This window comes from Caballeronia udeis, from assembly GCF_044909315.1.
Classification (GTDB): domain Bacteria; phylum Pseudomonadota; class Gammaproteobacteria; order Burkholderiales; family Burkholderiaceae; genus Caballeronia; species Caballeronia udeis_A.
The window spans coordinates 164,565-184,665 of sequence record NZ_JBIYEB010000003.1 but is presented as its reverse complement, the minus strand read 5'-3'; the positions used below and the strand labels follow the sequence as shown (position 1 = coordinate 184,665).

General features: G+C 59.1%; 16 protein-coding genes and 2 pseudogenes. 4 read left to right on the top strand and 14 right to left on the bottom strand.

The window, feature by feature from the left end:
* Positions 1–27: 27 nt before the first annotated feature.
* Positions 28–315: a hypothetical protein gene (locus tag ABH944_RS05990; protein WP_404659317.1), complete on the bottom strand. Its 288-nt coding sequence runs from the start codon at positions 313–315 to the stop codon at positions 28–30.
* Between the two features lie 255 nt (positions 316–570).
* On the opposite strand from ABH944_RS05990, the gene ABH944_RS05985 reads away from it, so the two are divergent.
* Both ABH944_RS05985 and ABH944_RS05980 read left to right on the top strand, forming a co-directional pair.
* The gene (locus ABH944_RS05985; protein ID WP_404605140.1) at positions 571–1,665 is read left to right on the top strand and encodes a hypothetical protein; all 1,095 of its coding nucleotides are present in this window, start codon (positions 571–573) and stop codon (positions 1,663–1,665) included.
* 206 nt (positions 1,666–1,871) lie between these two features.
* Positions 1,872–3,170 (top strand): MFS transporter, encoded by a 1,299-nt coding sequence (locus ABH944_RS05980; RefSeq protein WP_404605142.1) that lies wholly within the window; start codon positions 1,872–1,874, stop codon positions 3,168–3,170.
* A 116-nt stretch (positions 3,171–3,286) separates the two neighbouring features.
* Here ABH944_RS05980 and ABH944_RS05975 read toward each other — a convergent pair whose 3' ends face one another.
* The 11 genes and pseudogenes from ABH944_RS05975 to ABH944_RS05925 all read right to left on the bottom strand — a co-directional run bounded on the left by ABH944_RS05975 (position 3,287) and on the right by ABH944_RS05925 (position 15,629).
* On the bottom strand, positions 3,287–5,197 hold the full coding sequence (locus ABH944_RS05975; protein WP_404605144.1) for a TolB family protein: 1,911 nt from the start codon (positions 5,195–5,197) through the stop codon (positions 3,287–3,289).
* Between the two features lie 94 nt (positions 5,198–5,291).
* Positions 5,292–6,188, bottom strand: a complete 897-nt coding sequence (locus ABH944_RS05970; RefSeq protein WP_404605146.1) for a substrate-binding domain-containing protein — start codon at positions 6,186–6,188, stop codon at positions 5,292–5,294.
* Positions 6,189–6,223: 35 nt separating this feature from the next.
* Positions 6,224–7,768, bottom strand: coding sequence for an acetolactate synthase large subunit (locus ABH944_RS05965; protein ID WP_404605148.1), 1,545 nt, complete (start codon positions 7,766–7,768; stop codon positions 6,224–6,226).
* Positions 7,769–8,626 carry an HpcH/HpaI aldolase family protein gene (locus tag ABH944_RS05960; protein ID WP_404605150.1) on the bottom strand — a complete coding sequence of 286 codons (858 nt, stop codon included), beginning with the start codon at positions 8,624–8,626 and terminating at the stop codon, positions 7,769–7,771.
* Between the two features lie 74 nt (positions 8,627–8,700).
* Positions 8,701–9,687 carry a DODA-type extradiol aromatic ring-opening family dioxygenase gene (locus ABH944_RS05955; RefSeq protein WP_404605152.1) on the bottom strand — a complete coding sequence of 329 codons (987 nt, stop codon included), beginning with the start codon at positions 9,685–9,687 and terminating at the stop codon, positions 8,701–8,703.
* A 63-nt stretch (positions 9,688–9,750) separates the two neighbouring features.
* Positions 9,751–11,031 (bottom strand): MFS transporter, encoded by a 1,281-nt coding sequence (locus ABH944_RS05950; RefSeq protein WP_404605154.1) that lies wholly within the window; start codon positions 11,029–11,031, stop codon positions 9,751–9,753.
* An 89-nt stretch (positions 11,032–11,120) separates the two neighbouring features.
* The gene (locus ABH944_RS05945; RefSeq protein WP_404605156.1) at positions 11,121–11,972 is read right to left on the bottom strand and encodes an amidohydrolase family protein; all 852 of its coding nucleotides are present in this window, start codon (positions 11,970–11,972) and stop codon (positions 11,121–11,123) included.
* Between the two features lie 44 nt (positions 11,973–12,016).
* The gene (locus ABH944_RS05940; RefSeq protein WP_404605158.1) at positions 12,017–13,042 is read right to left on the bottom strand and encodes an amidohydrolase family protein; all 1,026 of its coding nucleotides are present in this window, start codon (positions 13,040–13,042) and stop codon (positions 12,017–12,019) included.
* 11 nt (positions 13,043–13,053) lie between these two features.
* The gene (locus ABH944_RS05935; RefSeq protein WP_404605160.1) at positions 13,054–14,031 is read right to left on the bottom strand and encodes a PhnD/SsuA/transferrin family substrate-binding protein; all 978 of its coding nucleotides are present in this window, start codon (positions 14,029–14,031) and stop codon (positions 13,054–13,056) included.
* Between the two features lie 252 nt (positions 14,032–14,283).
* Positions 14,284–14,379, bottom strand: a pseudogene (locus ABH944_RS05930) (IS6 family transposase); the annotation flags it as partial.
* Between the two features lie 167 nt (positions 14,380–14,546).
* Positions 14,547–15,629, bottom strand: a complete 1,083-nt coding sequence (locus ABH944_RS05925; RefSeq protein ID WP_404605162.1) for a porin — start codon at positions 15,627–15,629, stop codon at positions 14,547–14,549.
* Between the two features lie 1,142 nt (positions 15,630–16,771).
* On the opposite strand from ABH944_RS05925, the gene ABH944_RS05920 reads away from it, so the two are divergent.
* Complete coding sequence (locus tag ABH944_RS05920; RefSeq protein WP_404605164.1) at positions 16,772–18,076, top strand: MFS transporter; 1,305 nt, start codon at positions 16,772–16,774, stop codon at positions 18,074–18,076.
* Between the two features lie 384 nt (positions 18,077–18,460).
* Complete coding sequence (locus ABH944_RS05915) at positions 18,461–19,165, top strand: SH3 domain-containing protein (protein ID WP_404605166.1); 705 nt, start codon at positions 18,461–18,463, stop codon at positions 19,163–19,165.
* A 190-nt stretch (positions 19,166–19,355) separates the two neighbouring features.
* On the opposite strand, the gene ABH944_RS05910 is transcribed toward ABH944_RS05915, so the two are convergent.
* Positions 19,356–19,874 (bottom strand): GNAT family N-acetyltransferase, encoded by a 519-nt coding sequence (locus ABH944_RS05910; RefSeq protein ID WP_404605168.1) that lies wholly within the window; start codon positions 19,872–19,874, stop codon positions 19,356–19,358.
* Between the two features lie 136 nt (positions 19,875–20,010).
* Positions 20,011–20,097 (bottom strand): annotated as a pseudogene (locus tag ABH944_RS05905) (histidine/lysine/arginine/ornithine ABC transporter ATP-binding protein); the annotation flags it as partial.
* Positions 20,098–20,101 lie beyond the last annotated feature (4 nt).

Here is a 20,101-nt window from a genome sequence, read left to right as displayed (position 1 = left end):
CAGTCCGTTTCGGCCACAACGTGAGTTTCACCAATCAGCTCTTTTGGCCGATCCTCGCGCTGCTCGCCCGTGGCCCCATCCTGGCACTTCGGTTTGACCGGCAATGCCGATAACAACGCCCCCTTGAGCGCGCACGACCGGCTCAGGCCACTGCGGGGCGTTTACCGCACGGTCCACTTCACCGGCGATCTGCCTCAGGCGCTCCCATTCCTGCTTCTTCAATAAGTTGAATTGCGCCTGCAGCTCAACGAGGATCAGGTCGTATCGGCCTTCAACCGCCAAGGCAAATCCGTCTGCGGACACCGATGACCGCATGCTCGCGCCACGCGTCGAAAAATGCCAGTGAATCTAATTTTTGTGTAAAGGCAGGCGCGCGAGCTTCAAATAATATCCTTAGCACCGCGACAGATTGCCCTGTGTTGAATTACTCGACCAGTTGCCGACGGTGCGCCGAATCGAGAGTCGGAAAACGACCACGCCTCAACTATCTACACGAATCCAATTTGGACGGAGACATGGAAAGCATCTTCAATCAGGCTCACAGCGCCGAGCCAGGCGTTGCCGTGGCCCTTGGCTGCACTGGTACCCCGAACGGGTCTGACAACGATACGCCGAGCATCCGGCGCCCTTCTCGTCCTCGGGAAAGTTGAGCAGGGCATTGCTGATAACAAAATCTATACGGACGGAGACATGAAAAAAATATCGGCAGCTTTTCGCAAGCCACTTCTTGGCGCAACCCTGTTCTGTTGCCTGAGTGAATTCAGTTACGCGGAGGTGTACACGGCACCTAACGATTCAGCCACGCCGCAAACCCAGCAATCCCAGACGAACGTTGCGGCCCCGCTCACTGCTCCGGATTTGAAATCGGGGGAGAACGCCGGCGTACCGCCTGTATCGTGGAACGATACTTATATCGGGTACCGTTATGGCAGTGATTTCCATTATCCCGGTGTTCCCGACAAAGTTGCCCAGAACATTGGTTATCTCACCACGACCGGCGGCTTCAGGTTCGGTAGCTATGCGTTCAACGTGGATTACCTGGTATCGAACTCCGCAAACCCGGAGGCCGGCGGCCCGTCCTCGGGTGGGGCGCAGGAGGTGTATAGCGTCGGCCGGGTCGAGTTGAGCGCAGGAAAGATCCTTGGGCGGCCGGTGGGCATCGGCATCATCCGGGATGTCGGCCTGACTGGCGGCTATGAATTCGGCACCAAGAACGATGCCTACGGAGAGCGTGCCCGGATGATTGTGTTCGGGCCGACTATTGAATTTGCGTTGCCGCGAGGGTTCCTGAACCTGACCGCGGGTCTCCGAACCGAGAGCAACCATAACGGCATTACCGGTGTAGATGTGCATTTCAACACTGCGTGGCACATCGAGAGTTCGTGGCTTTTCCCGTTCCGGGTGGGACCGTTGCCGCTGGTGGTGCGCGGGTTTGCCAGTATGACCGGGCCGAAGGGCAAGGATGGTTTTGGAGTTCAAACGACAACAGAATTTCTCACCCGTGTTTCTCTCCTGGCCGATCTTGGTTCATTCGCCGGTCACCCGCGTGCTGTTTATGCGGGCGTCGGTTACGAGTACTGGCATCACATGTACGGCACACCGACCAGCGAAACGACAGGGACGATAACGTCAGCGCCCATGCTGATGGCCGAGATTCATTTTTAATAAGTTATCCTCCTGAATTGTATAATTGGCGACCCGCTTGACCGGTCGCCAATTATCGTTTTAAAAATGCGTTGATGCCTTTGCCCTCCCTGTTAAATGCGTCTAAAGTCGTATCATCTCTCTCGGTACCGGCCAGTGGGCCTGACAACACGCTGGTCGTGGCGCCGTCTGTAAAGCGGTTCCCTTCGCCGGCATGAGAGAAATCAATGGAGACAAATCAATTGAAACGATCTGCGGCTCAGAATCCATGGAGCGTTCTCGTGCTTCTCGCGCTGGGGCTGTTGATTTCTTTCGTCGACCGCACAAGCCTGTCCTCCGCGCTAGCCGACAAAAGCTTCATTCGGGAATTTGCGCTGACGAGCGTGGAGCGTGGCTGGCTCAACTCAGCTGTCTTCTGGTCCTACGGCCTCTTCCAGATGCCCATGGGATGGCTGGTCGATCGCTATGGTGTGAAATGGCCTTACTCGGTGTGCTTCGTGCTTTGGTGCATGGCGGCGGCCGTCACAGGCATGGTAACGACGCTCTCAGCCCTGATCGTGATGCGTCTGCTCATCGGCGTGGCCGAGGCCGTTGTGGTCCCGGCTACTTATCGCTACCTTGCAAACAACTTCGAGGAGACTCAGAAAGGCACGGCTCTCGGCATTTTTTCGATAGGCGGCAAGATGGGCCCCGCGCTCGGCGCGCCGATTGCTGCGTGGATGATTGTCGCGTATTCGTGGAAGGTGATGTTCATCGCAACCGGCTTGGTCGGACTGATCTGGCTGGTGCCATGGTTACTGGTTGTCCGAAACGACTATCCGTCCAGAGAGGAACTCGCGGCTGCAATACACCGGGCCTCCTCCGTGCCTCTCAGAAACCTGTTATCTAGCCCGGTCGTCTGGGGCGGGTTGATCAACAACTTTTGCTACAGCTATTTCGCTTTTTATTGCATGACCTGGATGCCGGCCTATCTGGTCGAGCAGCGTGGGCTTTCTCTTGAGAAATCGGGCATCTATACCTTCTTTAGTTTTGTTGGAATCGCGATCGTTGCGGCGCTCGCAGGGTGGACTGCGGATCGGATTATCGCCAGCGGCAAGGATGCCGTTGTGGTGCGCAAGTGGTTCATCGTCGCCGGCTTTATTGGGGGAACTACCGTTCTGTTCGGAGCCTATGCGCCGTCGCTTGAAATGGCCCTGTTCTGGAACGTGCTCTCGCTTTCGCTGCTTGGCCTTGTCACGGCGAACAACCTGGCCCTGTGCAAGCTGACCCTGATTCCCAAGCAGGCGGTTGGATTGAACACGGGATTGCAGCAGGTCGCCACCAGTCTCGCGGGAGGTATATCGGCTAGCCTCTCAGGCTGGTTGCTCCATCTTGGAGGCAGCTACGAGCTGCCCATGATGGCGATCTTCGCTTTCCTCCTGGTCGGCGCTACGAGCACTGTGGTTTTGCTCAAGCGCAAATGGGCGCCGAAGGTCAACGACATTGCTCAAAAGGCTCCGCGGGTCGAAACGCAGACTTCTTCCTAGGGACCTTGTTTTCGTTCGCACTCGGGGTCGGACGGGCGCAAGGTACTCGGTACACGATAAAAAAAGGGCGTCGCGCTTTCGCACAAACACCCCTGCTTACCCATGCAGCGCCAGCGTTACGGATTAGGAATGTACAACGGCATCGCCTCCTCCCACAGGGTATCCGTGATGGGATGCTGATCCGTCCCGTCGGCATTCATCACCCAGTTCTGGCCGTCGGGTTGAAAGCTGTTGTCGTACAGCGCGAGTTCATCCCTGAAACCATAGACGCCCGAACTGTACGCAATGCGGCCATCCCAGGTCCAGACAGCATGCCCCTGGTTCGCCCCCGGTGTCGTCAAACGCGTCAGGCCAGTGCCATCTGGCTTGATCGTGTACACGTCATAGTGGAATTTGTTTGGATCGCTTGGGTTGATTTCCTTGCGCGTGAACACGATCTTGCTGCCATCCGGCGACCAGTCCGGCAGGTTGTCGGCTGCAGTGGTCAACACCGTCGTGACGCGTGTATCAAGGTCCAGAATACGCAAGCCTTGCACCTTCGGGCTCCATACCCGGTAGACGATCCTCTTCCCGTCAGACGAGTAGCTGGGAAAACCCGCATTCATGGAACCATCCGTCAAGACCTCCGGGCGACCGTTCATGCTGCCGTCCGCCTTGATCCGCACGATCCGGCCCGGCCCGGCACCTCGCGTAAAGAACCAGTCACCCACACCAAAGGCCACCCACTCGCGATCCGGCGACCAGGTAGGCTGGAATGCACCGGCCAAACCCTGCTTGATCATGACTGGATCCAAGCCACTGCTGGCCGGATCGTAAATGCGCGTATAGCCCGACAAATCCGGATTGGTGACGGCGATGGAAGAGTTAATCGCCTTTTCCGTGTAGACCAGTTTCTTGCGATCCAGTGACAGCTGCGGGAAGACGTCAATGTATTTGTAGTCCCATGCGGGGTCGAAGCTAAATAGCGACGTTCCATTTGCATGTGCCGGATGCATCGTTATTTTTTCGTAGACCATCCGGCCCCCATCCGACGAATAGCGAGGCGAGCGGATACCCGTGTTGGCAGTCAATCGAGAAGATCCAGCGGTGGTATAGATCCCCTCGGTGTCACCGCCCTTGACGTGATAGGCGACGTTGCTCTCGCTCAGGTATTGCGGGAATACCTTGAAGCCAGGGGTCGATGTCAATACCGTCCTATCGAGACTGGCTACGTCCACGGACACCAGTTGCGAGCTGACCTTGTTGATTCCCTCCGGACGATGTGCGCCCCAGGTCGACTCCACGGGTGTTTCATAGAAAGCCACGCGCTTGCCGTCCGGAGACCAGGTAGGTGAACCTTCGTCATAGCCGGGATTGCTGGCGACTTTCTTCCAGCCGGAGCCATCGGGCCTGATGATATATATGCTGCTTTCCTGCGTGCGTTCCCAGCCTCCCGGCAGGTTGTGGCCGCGCCATTCAGAGCCCGTGTCTGAAGAAAGTGCCAGCCACTTGCCGTCCGGAGACCACGAAGGCCTGAAGTAACCATGGGGCCTGGAGGGATCGAATTCCAGCGAGCCCGTGACGTTTTTCAGCGCGCCGGTCTTAATGTTCAGTGTCCAGATATTTGTTGTACCGAAGTCCTTCGTACCCCTTCGTGATGAGACGAATGCAATGGTGTCAGGGTCGGTCGGTGAAAAAACGGCGGCATCGGAAACTCCAATGTGATCGGTGAGCCGCTGCAGGTCCGTACCGTCCACTTTGACGCGATAGATATTCGACTGGCCCAGGCCGTCACGTTCCGATGTAAATACGATCCACTGCCCATCTTTCGAGAAGGACGCGTGATAGTCGAAACCATCGGTTGAAATCAAGCGGTGTTCATCGGTGCCATCTGCATTGGATACGTACAACTCGGATGTCACAGGGCCGACGCGATCGAGCAACAAGGTGCCTTTCGTCGCCGCCCCCGCTCCAGTCGGAATTAACATCCAGGCACTCCCGATGGCTATGCCAGCCAGGAGTTTCTTCAAAGAGTCAATCGAATACACAGCGGGATATCTCCGTTATTTATGCGTAGGTGAGCGGTGTGAAACCGCCCGACCGCTCCATCTTTCCTTACCATTCGTTCCCGCGAACCATCATTCAGCCCAAATTGCCCGTGACGTCGTCGAACAGCTCTTCGACCGTTAGCCGATGCGGAATGATCTTCTGGTCAAGCGCCCAATCGATTGCCAACTGAAGCCCTTTGCGGTTCTCCTCGAACCCGATCGGCGGAAAGACGGCAGGCACGCCACCTTCGGTCAGCGCTCGGCTTTCGACGATCATCCGGTACAACTCGCGAACGATGTCGGGACGCTGCTTCGAAATTTCTTCATGCACCACGAACATGTGGTTGATCGGCACGACATTCTCACGCGCAAACCAGTCTTTCGCTGCTGCCTGTGCATCGGGAACGAGGGTGCGCACACGCGCGTCTTTGGGCATATCTTCACCGAGCAAGGCTGCACTCAATTCACCGTCGAGCATCATCTGCGGAATCGACGAGCCGGCGGGCAAGCGCACGCAGTTATTCGGATCGCGATACTCGGCCAGATGTCCGTCACCGAGCGTCATCCACGTCACCTTGTCGAGATCGACACCGTGTTCGTGGCGCAGAATGCCGCGGATCCAGAGCGCAGTCGTTTGAGTATAGGTACGAACGCCTACCTTCTTACCTTCGATATCCTTTGGCTTAAGCTCGCCAAAGTCGGCGTTAAAGCCAGCGCAATGATGCTGGAACCGTCCGGAAATCGGCGTCGGCAACAGGATATAGGGCTTGCCATAAGCCTTGGCCTGCAAGAAGGTGACGATGGCCAACTCGCCCGCGTCGAACTTGTTTTCGCGCACCATCGCCTTGAAGCCGTTGTGCGCGGGCGTCGGTCCGCAATAGTCGAGCTTGACGATCTCCGAACTCACCCGGCCGTCCTTCATCGCCTTCGTTACCGGATAGTCAGCCAGATTGGTGCGCAGGGTTGGCACCTCGGTTAGTGTCGTTGTCATTGATGTCTCTCCTTACGCCTGAAGCTTGAATAGAATTACAACCTGACCTCGATGAGGCACGGGCCTGCCTCGTGCACCGAGTCGGCCATGGCCTTGTGGAAAGCCTCGGCTGTCTCCACCGCAACCGCTGGCACGCCCATGCTTTTCGCCATCGCCAGCCAATCGATACGCGGGCGATCAATATCGATCATGGCCAATGCACGCGCGCCTGGCGCCCCGGCCCCCATGTTGGCGTACTCAGCCTTCAAGATCGCGTAGCTGTTATTGGCAAAGATGATCGTCGTTATGTTCAGGCCCTCTCGTGCCTGGGTCCACAGCGATTGGATGGTGTACATGGCGCTGCCGTCACCGACCATGCAGAACACGCGCCGTTCGGGACAGGCCAGCGCTGCGCCAGTGGCAACCGGGGTTCCGTAGCCGATCGAGCCGCCCATGTTGTTGATGAGGTCGTGACGCGCGGCGCCAACGGTCAGCCCCATCGTCTCGCGGCCTGTGGTCAGCGATTCGTCGACGAGGATGCAGTTCTCGGGCAGCGCGGCGGCCAGCGCCTGCGCAATCGTGGCTGGAGTCAATGCACCGGTCGGTGGCGGGGCGTCCGAACGCGGCTGAATCACGGCTACCGACTTTGTCTCGCCGAGCGCCTCAACCAGCATCTCGAGACCGGCTACACCGTCCTCGCCAATTTCGATCAGCGAATGAACGCGAGTACCGGGCGACTTGAGCAAGCTCGGTTTGTCAGGATAGCTGAAGAATGCGATCGGCTCGGTCGTCTCCACCGTGATGATGTGTTGAAAACCTTTCAGATAGTCGACGGCCAGTCCCACTGCATAGGGAATACGTTCGAGCGTGACCCGCCCTGCTCCGCGTTCGATCCGTGAGCTGAAGAATTGCGTCGCGATGCGGCAGCCGGTCGCCGCCTTGAGCTTGCCCGCCAGTTCGAGCGCGCGGCCGCGTGTCGAACGGCCGGCCAGGATGATGAGCGTTGGCTCGCCGGAACGCAGCACCTGCGCAATGTGATCGACGCGCGCAGCGTCCGGGATCTTCGCACTGGCGACCGTGCGCGGCAGCAAGATTTGTTCACCCGCGTCTTGCCACGAGGTGTCCCCGGGCAGGATGAGCGTCGCAATTTGGCCCGGATGTTCGCTAGCCTTGCTCACCGCGGTTGCAACGTCCCAGGCCACCGCGCGTGGCGATTCAACGCGGCGCACCCAGTGGCTTAGTGGCCGCGCGAGTCCCTCGATATCGGACATCAGCGGCGGATCGTATTTCAGGTGCGCTGCAGAATGCTCGCCCACGATGTTGACCATGCCGGACGATGCCCGTTTGGCGTTGTGAATATTGGCGAGCCCGTTTGCGAGTCCCGGCCCGAGGTGCAGCAGCGTGGAGGCCGGCGTGTCTTTCATCCGGTAGTACCCGTCCGCCGCACCTGTGCAGACGCCCTCGAACAAGCAAAGGACACTGCGTATGCCCGGATTTTCAAGCGCCTTCAGGAAGTGCATCTCCGAGGTGCCCGGATTCGCGAAACATATATCGACGCCCTGATCGGTGAGCGTCTGGACCAGGCTTTCGGCGCCGTTCATTTAATACCCCGCCATCTCGCGTGCCGCACCGACCACGCCATAGCTGCGTTGCGGCGCCGCCATCAGGAAGCGGTATCCCTCTTCAAGCAGCCGCTGATGATTCTTCGCAGTGACATGCGGATTGCCGACCACCACCTTGTGCTTGTGGCAGGTCTCGACAATCTGGCGCATGGCGTCGAGTACAACCGGATGCTCATACTCACGCGGATAGCCCAGTTGCTGGCTGAGATCGCCCTCGCCAATGAGGATGAAACCGATACCCGGCACATTCGACAGGATGTCGTCAAGGTTCTCTATCGCCTCAGTGCTTTCACACATCAGCCCGACCAGAATCTCCCCCTGCGGTGCCAGGGGCCAAACGTCCGCCTTTTTGTAGTACTCGGCCATGCTCAATCCCCAGTAACGTGCCGCGGTGGCTGGACCGTCACCACGCACACCCTTGGGCTCATACAGCGGCACGTCCCTGGGCCGCGCATAGCGGCAGGACGCCACGGCGTTATAGGCCTGCTCGACCGTCGCTACATGCGGCCACACCACGCCATAGGCGCCGCGATCGAGCACTTGCTTCGCGAAGGCCTGGTTCATTTCGACACCGTTGGCCGGAATGCGCGCGATAGGCGTGACACGCGGCGCGACCGAACCGGATTCGGCGATCTGCTTGCGATTGAGCATGTATTGCAACGCATCGCCCAATGCCGATACGTCATAGGGGTTGTGCTCCATCTCGAAGACGATGCCGTCATAGGGTGCATCGCTCATCTCGATGGCTGTCTGCTTGTCCAGTTTCGAAAATGCGGTAAAGGCCGGCTTACCGGATTCGAAAGCGCGAATGATGCTGTTGAGGCGAGTGTCGCTCATGGTCTTTCCCTCTCATTGATTTATGTGCACATCTCTCTCGTTGATCCTGTGCACAGCGGTTGTACGTGGCCTGTTCAGCCGGCCGCTTTCCAGTACATGAAGCCCATGCCTTCGCCGGTACCCGCAGGTGTGCGCCAGCAGGGAACGTAGTCCACCAGCGTCATCTCGGCGCCTGTTTCCTGCACCGCCTTCATCACGCTGACGTAGAGCTTGATTTCAGACGTACCCGACTGATACGAGCGGTCATCCACCGCGGCCAGGCGGTCATAATCGTAGTCAGCCAGCATCTTCAGGATGCTGTGATCGAACTCTTCGTCGTTGACGAAGTGGGACAAACCGCCCGAGGCGAAAATACCCACACGCACATCTGCAGGCCATGCGTTGATGGCATCGCGCAGCACGCGCCCAAATTCAATGCAGCGTGACATCGACGGCTGCGTCGGCGGATAAAAGCAATTCATGATGATCGGGACGTGCGGCGGCGGATTGTCGTCCATGATCTGGTGATACACGAAGCTGTACGCATGCGGCGCCACCGGATAGTCGGGCAGTGGCTTCATCCACACGTTATCGGGCCACGCAAAGAGGTCGGTCAGGTCGAAGCCTTCACCCTGGAAGTGCCCGATAAGATAGGCCGCCAGCTCCGGATGGCACTTGTGCGTGACATGATGGTCAGGCGCATAGACTGGCCGCTGCGGCGGGCCGTTGTGCACTTCCTCGCCGCTATAAATGGCAATCGAGGGCGAGAAATCGGTGAAGATCTCCTTCTGGTCCTTGCCCAGAATAATTGCGACATCAATGTCTGCGTCGCGATAGGCGGCGGCCATCTCGTCCAGCGCGCTACGGCAGCGCGCGGCGCGCGCAGTGCGCTCCTCGAGCGTCAGGAATTTCTCGAACGCTGCTCCGCGGTGCGCTTCCAGTTCGGGATAGGTCCAGGTCCGGTTGCGATACCACAATTCCGGATTGTTGCGGTCTCGCTCGCCGTTCTTCAGCCAGTCTTCCGGTGCTTGACCCAGCATGCCGCTGTGCGGCACCGCCATCCCGAATACGATCTTCGCCATATATGGTTTCTCAGTGAATTGATGTGTTCAACAAGGCCTGCTATTGCGGCCATGCGGTGATTTCTAGGCTTGCCGCAGCGAACCCGGCGCTTCGGTGACCCTCGGCGCCCATTCAGGACGGAACATGGTGGCTGTCGCCGTTGCGCCGATCAGCAGGAAGACCAGGATCACCATCATCGGTACGTCGTAGCTTCCGCTGACATGGAGAAGCCAGCCGGACAGGCTCGCCGCCACACCACCCGCGAAGCTGGTGGCAACCTGCTGCACGCCCGTGACCAATCCGATCGCCTGCTTGGGAATCAAGGTCAGGCGGGAGAGGACAAGGTTGTTCGCAGTCGTAAGGCCAAGCAGCGACAACGAGAGCACATTCCAGAACAGCGCCATCTCGAGTGAGTGGGCATAGGCGCCGAGCAGGACGGTGCATCCGCCCACGAAGCCCGCGATGGTGAATGCCTTGCGCACCAGGACAGCGTTGTATCCGCGAGCGATGATCCGGTCCGCCCCCCATCCCGCGATGGCCGCGACGATTGCGATCCCGGCGAAACTGAAGAAGGTGTAGAGCCCCGACCTCGATATCGAAAGACCACGTTGTTCAACCAGATAAGCGGGCATCCAGGTCATGCAAAAGAAGGTGAAATAGCCGTAGCAAAAGTTGGTGATCATTCCGCCCCAAACGACCGGGCTGGACAAGATGCTGCCGAGGCTGACCGTGCGCGCGCTTCGGTTCGCCGCGGTGAGTTCCGTCCTCGATGGAAGGTCGTCGCGCACCAGCAGCAACCACGGCGCAAGCCAGATCAGCCCGACCAGGCCCGTCGCCACGAACATGACCTGCCAGGAATAATTGACGATGAACCAGGCTCCGACCGGCGCACCGAGTGCGGGACCGAACTTGTTGCCCATTGCCAGAATGCCGACGGCGAGGCCATTCTGGCTTTCGTCGAAGTTGTTGCGAATCCATCGATAGCTCGCCGGAATGACGATGGCCTCGGCCATGCCGATGATCAGGCGCAAAACGACCAGGCTCGCGAGTGCCGTCACCGCTCCCATCAGTGCGGTGGCCGCACACCACAATGCGAAGCTGACCGCGTAGGGCCATTTCACCCCGTAGCGATCGGCCACCCAGCCCATCGGCACCTGGAACAGACCATACGACCAGAAGAAGGCCGAGTTGATCCAGCCGCGATCAACGTTCGTGAGCGCGAAGTGTTTGACGAAACCTACGTCCGCCAGCGTGGAAGAAATGCTGGTGCGATCGACAAACGAAATCAGGACACCGACCGCGAGGAGCGCGAGAATGCTCCATCGGTTGATCGTCCCTGTTCGTTCTGGCTTGTTTGTCTCCATCTGCCTTCTTCTTGGTTTGAACTGACTCTGTTTCTCGGCCGCCCAGGCGTCTTTGGCGCCTTGTGCGGAGTGCACGGATTCGCCGGAACTCACGACAGGGCCGGATACAGCTGCTGTGCCGTCTTGCCGAATATCCACGCACGGTCTTCATCACTCAGGCATTGCAGACTCGCTTGAGCGGTCGCAAGGATGTCCGCGAGCGTCCCCGGCGACGTCGGAAAATTCGAGCCCCAAGCCATCCGTTTCGCCCCGAACGCCTCAACCACGCGCGGGAAGAATGTTTCAGCACTGGCCTTTTCCTTCTTCACATCGCCGAAGATACGGGGGGTAAGCTTCAGGTAGATATTTTCAAGCGGCGCCAGGTCGAACAGACTTTGTGCCGCGGCATAAGGCGCACCATCGGCGACTTCGGGACGTCCCAGGTGATCCAGGATAATCGGCACTTTCGGGAACAGGCCGGCAAGCTTCGTTACCTGCGGCAATCCTATGGGTCCGGTCTGGATGCACATCGTCAGGCCCAGCTCCGCGCACAGCTCCCACGCGGGGAACGAACGTGGATCGTCGAGTTCGCTCGGGTCGAACTCCTTCGTGCTGCCGCCCGTGAACAAGCGCAAACCCGCGAGACCGAGATCGACCCATTCGCGGATGCGCGCCGGCGCGTCAGGCTGCAACACGTCGACGGAACCGACGGCCACCAGGCGCCCTGGATACCTGGCACAACTTTCAACTACGTAACTGTTGTCGAAACCATAGGTGGTCGAGGAATGGACCACAGCGGCCTTGCCGACGCCGGCGTTGTCCATCGACGCAATCAGCATCTCGACGGTGGTCGGACGCTCCTTCGACCATTCCGAGCGCGTGCCGAACAGCGGTGCCGGCGGATAGCGGCTCTCATCGTCGGAAATGATGTGCGGGTGGATATCAACAATTGATGAAGCCATGAGTGTCTCAGTCCTTTTCAAGTTGCATGAAGCAGGCGCCAACGTCATTTGCCGCGCGCTTTCAGGCGTGCATCCAGCCGAGGGTAGACGCGCCGCGCATTGCCTTCGAAGATCTTGAAGCGATCCTCGTCTGTCAGTGCCGTACAAGCGTCGATGTAGCGCTTGGTGTCATCGAAGTACTGGCCGGTGGCTGGATCCCTGCCTCGCACCGCACCCACCATTTCCGATCCGAACAGCACGTTGTCGGTCGGCACGACCTTGGTCAGCAACTCGACGCCCGGCTTGTGATAAACGCATGAGTCGAAGAAGATATTGTTCAGCAGGCCTTCGAGCGGCCGGTCACACATTTCTAGCGACATCCCCCGATAACGTCCCCAGTGGTAAGGAACCGCACCACCGCCGTGTGGAATAACCAGGCGCAGCGTTGGAAAGTCCTTGAACAAGTCAGACTGCAGCACCTGCATGAACACGGAGGTATCGGCGTTCAGATAGTGCGCGCCGGTGCCATGAAAACAAGGGTTGCACGAGGCTGCCACGTGGATCATCGCGGGCACGTCGAGGTCGACCAGTGCTTCGTAGAGTGGATACCACTCGCGATCGGTCATCGGCTTGCCGGTCCAGTAGCCGCCCGTCGGATCGGGGTTCAGGTTGCATCCCACGAAACCCATCTGCTCGACGCAGCGCCGCAACTCGGCAATGGAGTTCTCAGGCGCCACCCCCGGCGACTGCGGCAACTGGCAAACCGGTGCAAAGTTGCCGGGATAGAGTTCCGTCACGCGGTACACGAGGTCGTTCGATACTTCAGCCCATTCCAGGCTCGTACGCTCGTTGCCCAGATGGTGGCTCATCAATCCGGCGATCGGCGAAAACAGCGTCAAATCACTGCCCCGTTCGCGCTGCAGCCGGAGTTGACCATTGCCGACCCCTTCCCGGATTTCATCGTCGGTCACATGTGCGCCGGCGCGCGACGGTGCGTTGGCCGGGTCGTTCGCGAACTCGACCTGCCTGGCGCGCCAGTTGCGAAATGAAGTGGGTACGGTCGTGAAATGGCCGTGGCAATCAATAATCATATTGTCTCCAATCAGCGGGCCAGTGGGTCTACGAACAGTTCGTCAATGGACATGCGGCGCGGCGTGAGGCCTTGCTTGAACGCGGTGGCTTCCAAGGTTTCGATCGTCTTGAGGTTCTCTTGAAGACCGTAGGGAAGCGGATCGTGTCCAACAATCTTGCGCAGTTCCAGGTACTTCCTGTCGCTGGCGCTGGTTGCTTCTCCGGCGTCAAGACGCGCCAGCCATTCCTTCTTCGCTTGTGCAAAAGCGTCGAAAATCGATTTCGCGATCCACGGATGCCCGGCGAGCACCGAGTCCTTGACGACGATAGTTCCATGCATCGGATACACCCGTGTGCGGGTGTAGTACTCGGCTTCGAGTTCTGCGGCATTGGGCAACAGATCAGGATAGTCGGCCTCGACCTCCTTCCATCCGCCGGTGGGCGCACCGGTGCGGCCTATGCCCGCGGCAGCGCCAAAGCCTGCCGCCAATTCGCCGTTGGCCATCATTTTCGCCAGCGAGCTTCCTTCCGGGGCGTGGACAACGTTCGACGGCAGCTTGAGTTGGGTGACATGCTCCTCGTCATCGACGACCCAGGTCACCTTCGACGAATCGAGCCCGAACTCGTCAATGAGGACTTGACGCGTCCACACGCCGGTCGTGACCGAGTAGGCGCGCACTCCTACCTTCTTGCCCTCCAGGTCCTTGGGGGTCTCGATCCCCGCGTCCGGGCGCACCAGCAGACCGCCATGATGAAAGCGCCGCACGACGAAGATCGGCAGTCCGACGAACGGTGCGCCATAGGCACGGGCGATGATGTAAGTGGTCGGCGCCAGTTCGCAAACGTCGAATTCGACGTCGCGCACCATCCGGCGGAACGCGCCAATTTGCGGCTGGACTGTGATGAACTCTGCATCCACGCCCTCGATGGGGATGGAGCCGTTACGGATTGCAGACGTGTGCGGATGCTCAGCGATTGCGATCTTGAGCCGGACTTTTTTGGTCAACATTCATCTCCTTTGGACTAGGCGTCATCGACGGCTGAATGAAGGCTCCAGCGCCGGACGCATCGTTTCGATAAGAGAAGAATATTTGAGGACGGTCCTCACGTCCCTACACAAAAACTAGATTCGATGGCACTTTTAGAGTGTGTCGCGAAATAGAACTGCGGTAGCTGTTCGCGTGATGCCGTCGCCCTTCATCTGGCCTTTGCTGTCTATGGTCACGGTCTCAGGCGCACCGTTTTAATCGATGGACTTCTAGAAGCAGATGTGCGCGGCAGCCTTGTCGCGATGCGCACGCAACAGGAAATCGACCGTATTGCCGGCCTTGTCCGCCGCCCAATACGGGCACTTCCATATGAGCGCCTTGGCGCGACAGCGCCCTTGCGTCAGGCGGCAGAGCCCGGCCGATCCGTGATCCGGGACTCCTGTGATTGATCGTTTGGAAATGGCTCCTCCCGGAATCATCGAGAACGCCCAAACGACGCTTCTGAAGAAAACCGGGTGAGGATTTTGCGGTGATCTTAGAATTTGTGCACGAGGCCGACCCCGATGCCGCGCGTGTCGGTGCCGGGAGTGATCGCAAGGCCCGAATAGGCGGTGCCGGAGAGCGTGTAGCTTGCTTGATTCCGGTTCTGGATAAAGCCAGCCGCCGTGTAGAGCTCAGTCGATTTGGACAGGGAGTATTCGAAAAGGAGGCCCAATTGCTGCGCATTGTTGCCCTTCCCCGTACGGTCGTACAGGTAACCGTACATCAGCGAAAGTAAAGCAGCCGGCCCGAACTGATACGAGTCCGATATCTGGTAGACGTCGTGCTGCATGTATTTCGGCGTATTGGTCAGGTTTTCCGTGTGATAGGCCAGCCAGACGCGGTTGGCCCCGATCGCATACGAAGCACCCGCGTTAAACACGCTCAATACCGCGCCAGGACCCGCGGCAGCACCGCCCGCTAGCGTATAGCTCCCGCCCGCCCCGACCCCAGGTTCGTCTCCTCGTTCGTAGCCAGCGGCCACATTTAACGGCCCGTTGATGTACTGGATGACGACGTTGTAGAACCCCACGCCGTTGCCCCCGGTCGTCGGATCGCGCAACGCCACCATGAATTTGGCATTCAGCCCGCCAAACGTGGGCGTGTAATAGGAGATGCCGTTGTTCGCGCGGATGATCAGACCGTTGAAATTATTCATGGGCGACGCGATGCTTTTAACCCAGGAAGGATCCATTGCCGCCTGGAGAACGTCGTATTGCGGCGAGTTTTGCAAGCCGAAACGGACTTCTCCGAAACCGCCGGAGACACCGACAAACGCTAGACGATTAAAGGCATCGGCCGGGTTGGTGGCTGCACCCGTCTGGCCAGAGAATGCTTGCTCCAACTGGAAGTTGACGTGCAAGCCGTCACCGATATCCTCACTGCCCTTAAAGCCGTAGCGTGTCGCGAAAAGTCCGCCCGGTACCGCACGGATCGCCGAATTGTTACCGCCCGAACTCTGGTAGACGAAGCCATTGTCGAGCACGCCATAGAGTGTGACCGATGACTGCGCGAACACGGGGGGAGCGGCTGCGCAGGACAAGACTACGCCGGATGCGAGAGTGGTAAACCATTTCATGCGGCATCTCCATTTTTATCTGCATCGGTATGCCGATGCCTTTGTAGATATTTATTGATCGGTATAGCTAAGTTAAACGTCATGCGGTGAGCATTCGAGCGTCCCGATACGCCCGGGTACGTCACGGTTTTACGGAGAGATGGTCAATTTCAATGCGACCCGTCGGGTCGCTGAGGCCGATAGCGGCGGGGCAAGATAACGCGGTCTTTATGAGTTCGACTGCTAAATTTGTCTCCTCTGATTGATGTGTTTTTTTGGATCGGAGTCAATTCCGGCAAAAAAGCGCATCGGAATTCATTCGGCAAGGTTAATTGCACGAACGGCAAAGGGTCCATGGATAAAACTTAGATTGGATGGCATTTTTCTTACTTGAACCGGACGGGGTAAACCAGTATCGATGCCGCGAACCGTGCGCAGTTTGGTTGTGTCGCAGTAACAAGTGGGCCGTAGAATTCCGCGAGAGCGAGCAAAATTTCAGGACGTCAATTATCAGTCATCCTTAGTTCATGATATGGCTGCACTGTCTGCTCTTTCCGTTAGCGGGGGCCTGCCTGGCAACGCTGCACCAATGCCTTGCCGTAAGGCGAGGCGGCAATCCTGAGCACCGAGGTGCGACGAGGCGAGCATTCCTCTGGGCGTCTTACTGCGACTTCGTTCACGTCCCATCTAATTTACTTATCGGTGGTCTGGCCACCGAAGGTCGCGAGGATTGCGTCCCGGATCCGGAAAAATAGCGCACAGTCCTCGCCGCCGGGGCTCCCCGCGGACTTCCGGTCTTCCCGGTGCGTATGGGAAGCGGCAGAAACTGAATGTTATCGGCAGAGCATGTGGTTAACCCGAATCTTCTAAGCCGCACGCCACTTCGCTAACGTGCGTCCTGGGTGGCAGTTCGAATCTCTTCCCATATCCAGTTTGCTCGATCCGATTTCTCGCGCCCGGTGGGACACCATGTTTCGAACTGAAGCTAATCAATGTGCCTGTGGCCGTTCGATGCCCCGGCATATCCGGTGCTCAGATCACCGCTCACCGCGGCGCGCTTGACTACGTTCTCCACTGGTGCGCCGATCAAGCAACTCGTGCGACTCGCCGAACTTCGCCAAAGCATCGAGCGCGACTTCACTAAAATTTAGAGGGACAAAAAAATGCGTCTGGGTTGGTACTCTGATCTCACACCTGTTGAGCGGCGCACATACTGGGCGTGTTTCGCCGGGCTTGGCCTCGATTCGATGGATGCCACCATCTTTTCACTGGTGATCCCGGCCCTGATCGCGACGCTTGGGCTGACTCATCCGCAAGTGGGCTACCTGGCCACCGCGGCGCTCCTGGGGGTCGCCATCGGCGGCTGGGGTGCGGGCATTCTTGCTGACCAAGTCGGGCGCGTCCGGGTGTTGCAGTTCACAATCTTGTGGGTTGGCATATTCACCGTCGCCGCGGCTTTCGCCAACTCGTTTCCCGTGCTGTTCGGCATCCGTGTCATGCAAGGCTTGGGTTACGGCGGCGAAGCGGCCGTGGGCGGCGTGCTGATCAGCGAAGTCATCCGGCCCGCGCTGCGCGGCCGGGTCGCTGCCTCTGTTCAAAGTGGCTATGCCCTCGGCTATGCCATGTCAGTCGCGCTATTGCCGGTCATAGCCTCACTATTCCCCGAGCAGATTGGCTGGCGCGTGTTCTTCGCTATCGGCATCTTGCCAGCCGGCTTGATTTTATTCATCCGCCGGCTGGTGCCCGAGTCGGACGCGTACTCCGACGTGAAGGCCGCTCGCGACAGTGGGGTCATTGCTGCTCCGTTCTGGGAAATCTTCGGCCGGGCTCACCTGCGTCGCACCGTGGCCGCTGTGGTCATGGCGACGGGTATCTACGGGGGGGCGTATGTCATGATCACCTGGTTGCCGACCTATCTGCGTACCGCTTTGAACCTCTCGGTCGCGACGAGTGCCGGCTATCTCGCCTTTAATATCCTGGGTTCCCTTGTCGGGCCGTTCTTCTACGGGTGGATGTCGGACCGCGTGGGCCGACGACCCGCGTTCATGACGTTTTTGGTCCTGCAAGCCGCCAACGTCGCCGTCTATTTGCTCGTTCCAATAGGAGGCGCCGTCACCATCGTGCTCAGCTTCTTTCTGGGCGCTTTTCAGGCTGCTTTGGCGTCTGGCATGCTCCCGACCTTTGCCGAATTATTCCCGACCAGCATTCGAGCCAGTGGCCAGGGGTTTTGCCTCGGAGGTGGCCGCGGCTTCGGGTCCATCGTTCCAGCGACGGTGGGGCTCCTTGCCGCGTCTTTGTCGCTCGGCACGGCTATGGGCACGTGCGCCCTGTGCGCCTACGCCATCGCATTTTGTGCTGCCGTATTCTTGCCCGAGACCAGTGGAACGGACCTGCACGAGACATCCCTCGATCCCGCAGAGATGACCGACGCCCAGCGGCCACGCGCAGGCGGAGCACTTCGCACATGATGGCTGACCTATTGCGCGGCGATGGCCGTTTCTCCTTGGGAACGGCCTGTGAGATAACGCCGGGGCGACAGGCTGCTCAGGGTCGATAACACGCGCGCCGCTAACCTTCGGGCAGAAGGGCACCCCAAAAACGCGCGCGGATCTAGCCAGGCCGCGCAGCTTCCAGGACCGGGGCTTTGCTCAGCTCGATACATGAACGGCAAAGCATGAAAATTGCTGAACGGTAAGAACGCTGACAAAACGTAATTGCGCAGACAGTCGGGTGCAATTCAAACGCCACAGGCCTGTCCAAGCAACGTGGCCCTGCTATCGAGGCGCGGTTATGGCCGGGACGAAACGAATAGCGCACCTCAGGCATGGGCCGCTCTTTCCGACGGAGGAATCGTGCAAAAGAAAATCGTCATTGGAGCCATCGCGGGAGGCGTTTGCCTGATAGCGCTGTCCGGAGCGGCGTTCGCTCAATCGCTGGCGTATACGAATCAGCCCGTGAACGTTTATGCGGGTCCGTCCGGGGACTATCCGGTGGTTGCGCAAGTGCCGCCGGGCGCGCAGCTTACGGTGTACGGCTGCGTTACCGATTACAGCTGGTGCGACGTCGGAGCGCCCGAACTGCGCGGCTGGGTCTACGGCGGATATCTCGACTATCCGTACCAGGGTACCGAGGTGCCGGTCATGACTTACGGCGTGCAGATCGGGCTGCCGATCGTGGCGTTCTCGTTCGGAACTTACTGGGATCACTACTATCGCGGCCAGCCTTGGTATCACGACCGGGACCGGTGGGCGAATCATCCGCCGCCAATGCGGGGCGGTCCGCCGCCGCATGGTAGTCCGCCGGCGGCGGGCGGTCCGGCCATGAACCCGAGGCCGGTCATGCACGGCGGCCCGCAGCCGCAACCCCAGCCGGGGTACGCTCATGGGCCGGCGCAACCGCAGCCGGGATATGCGCACGGGCCTGTGCAGCCGCCCGGGCAAATGACGCGCGCTCCTCAGGGACAGGCTGCCGGGCACCCGGGCGGTCCGTCCGGTGAGCACGGCGGCGAGGCGCGCGGCGGCAATGAAGACCGCAATCATCCGCCGGATAACCATTAGCGATTGAAGGCTTTTCGCCCGCCACCGCTTCGCGACCGCATGGCAACGCGCCTGGCGTCCATGTCGCTCAACTCGACGGATGTTCGTCGGCGTGATCGTGAATTGTCGACAAACCGCCCGGCGCGCGGCGCGGCGGATGCTATCGGGCGTTCGCCGATTGACTAGGCAGGTGCGAAGTGACGGATAGGCGTCAAGATGGCTTGTAGACGTCCGGTCGCAACACCTCCATGAAACGCCATGCGTTCCCGAGTTCGGTGAAGCCGAACTGCGCATAGAGCGAATGCGCGTCCGATGTCAGCAGCAGAAGACGACGCAGGCCTGAAAGATCCGGGTGTTGCATCACTTCGCGCATCAGCCATTTCGACAAACCCTTGCCCCGGTGCGCCGCCAAAATGAACACATCGGCGACGAGTGCAAACGTAGCCCTGTCAGTGACGACGCGAGCCAAGCCGACCTGCGCCGCTGCATGATAGACGCCGAAGCATAGTGAATTGGCAATCGACTTTTCGACGACCTCTCGAGGTATGCCACCGGCCCAATACGAATCTTCCGACAGAAACCTGAAAATCATTTCGTGGTCGAGGCGCGCTGCATCAGTCGAAATTTCGTATCCAGCGATAGTCATGGTCACGACGTCGTTCTCGTGGAGTTGGCGATGGGCGACGAGCTTCGTCAGATAACTATCAAGCCGCATCGACAGGTACGCCATCGCCTATTAGTGGCGCCTCCACCGTGAGTCAACCTGACTCCAGGCTCAATAGGTCTGCCGACCATTCTGAAGGCGAGGCCCTTCGCTGGACATGTACAGTGCCTTTGCTCTTACCAACACAGTTGCGTTCACCCACTTGCTTGAGGCGTTCGCTACGTGGGCAGTTCAGCGCGTTGTCTGGTGAACCTTCAGCTTCAGTGCGCCCTTGGTGCAAGAACAGTACGAGT

Excerpts from the sequence above, each read along its gene's own strand:
- ABH944_RS05990 (WP_404659317.1), bottom strand. The coding sequence starts at position 315 with ATGCGGTCATCGGTGTCCGCAGACGGATTTGCCTTGGCGGTTGAAGGC.
- ABH944_RS05980 (WP_404605142.1), top strand. The coding sequence starts at position 1,872 with ATGGAGACAAATCAATTGAAACGATCTGCGGCTCAGAATCCATGGAGC.
- ABH944_RS05970 (WP_404605146.1), bottom strand. The coding sequence starts at position 6,188 with ATGACAACGACACTAACCGAGGTGCCAACCCTGCGCACCAATCTGGCT.
- ABH944_RS05965 (WP_404605148.1), bottom strand. The coding sequence starts at position 7,768 with ATGAACGGCGCCGAAAGCCTGGTCCAGACGCTCACCGATCAGGGCGTC.
- ABH944_RS05960 (WP_404605150.1), bottom strand. The coding sequence starts at position 8,626 with ATGAGCGACACTCGCCTCAACAGCATCATTCGCGCTTTCGAATCCGGT.
- ABH944_RS05955 (WP_404605152.1), bottom strand. The coding sequence starts at position 9,687 with ATGGCGAAGATCGTATTCGGGATGGCGGTGCCGCACAGCGGCATGCTG.
- ABH944_RS05950 (WP_404605154.1), bottom strand. The coding sequence starts at position 11,031 with ATGGAGACAAACAAGCCAGAACGAACAGGGACGATCAACCGATGGAGC.
- ABH944_RS05945 (WP_404605156.1), bottom strand. The coding sequence starts at position 11,972 with ATGGCTTCATCAATTGTTGATATCCACCCGCACATCATTTCCGACGAT.
- ABH944_RS05940 (WP_404605158.1), bottom strand. The coding sequence starts at position 13,042 with ATGATTATTGATTGCCACGGCCATTTCACGACCGTACCCACTTCATTT.
- ABH944_RS05935 (WP_404605160.1), bottom strand. The coding sequence starts at position 14,031 with ATGTTGACCAAAAAAGTCCGGCTCAAGATCGCAATCGCTGAGCATCCG.
- ABH944_RS05925 (WP_404605162.1), bottom strand. The coding sequence starts at position 15,629 with ATGAAATGGTTTACCACTCTCGCATCCGGCGTAGTCTTGTCCTGCGCA.
- ABH944_RS05920 (WP_404605164.1), top strand. The coding sequence starts at position 16,772 with ATGCGTCTGGGTTGGTACTCTGATCTCACACCTGTTGAGCGGCGCACA.
- ABH944_RS05910 (WP_404605168.1), bottom strand. The coding sequence starts at position 19,874 with ATGGCGTACCTGTCGATGCGGCTTGATAGTTATCTGACGAAGCTCGTC.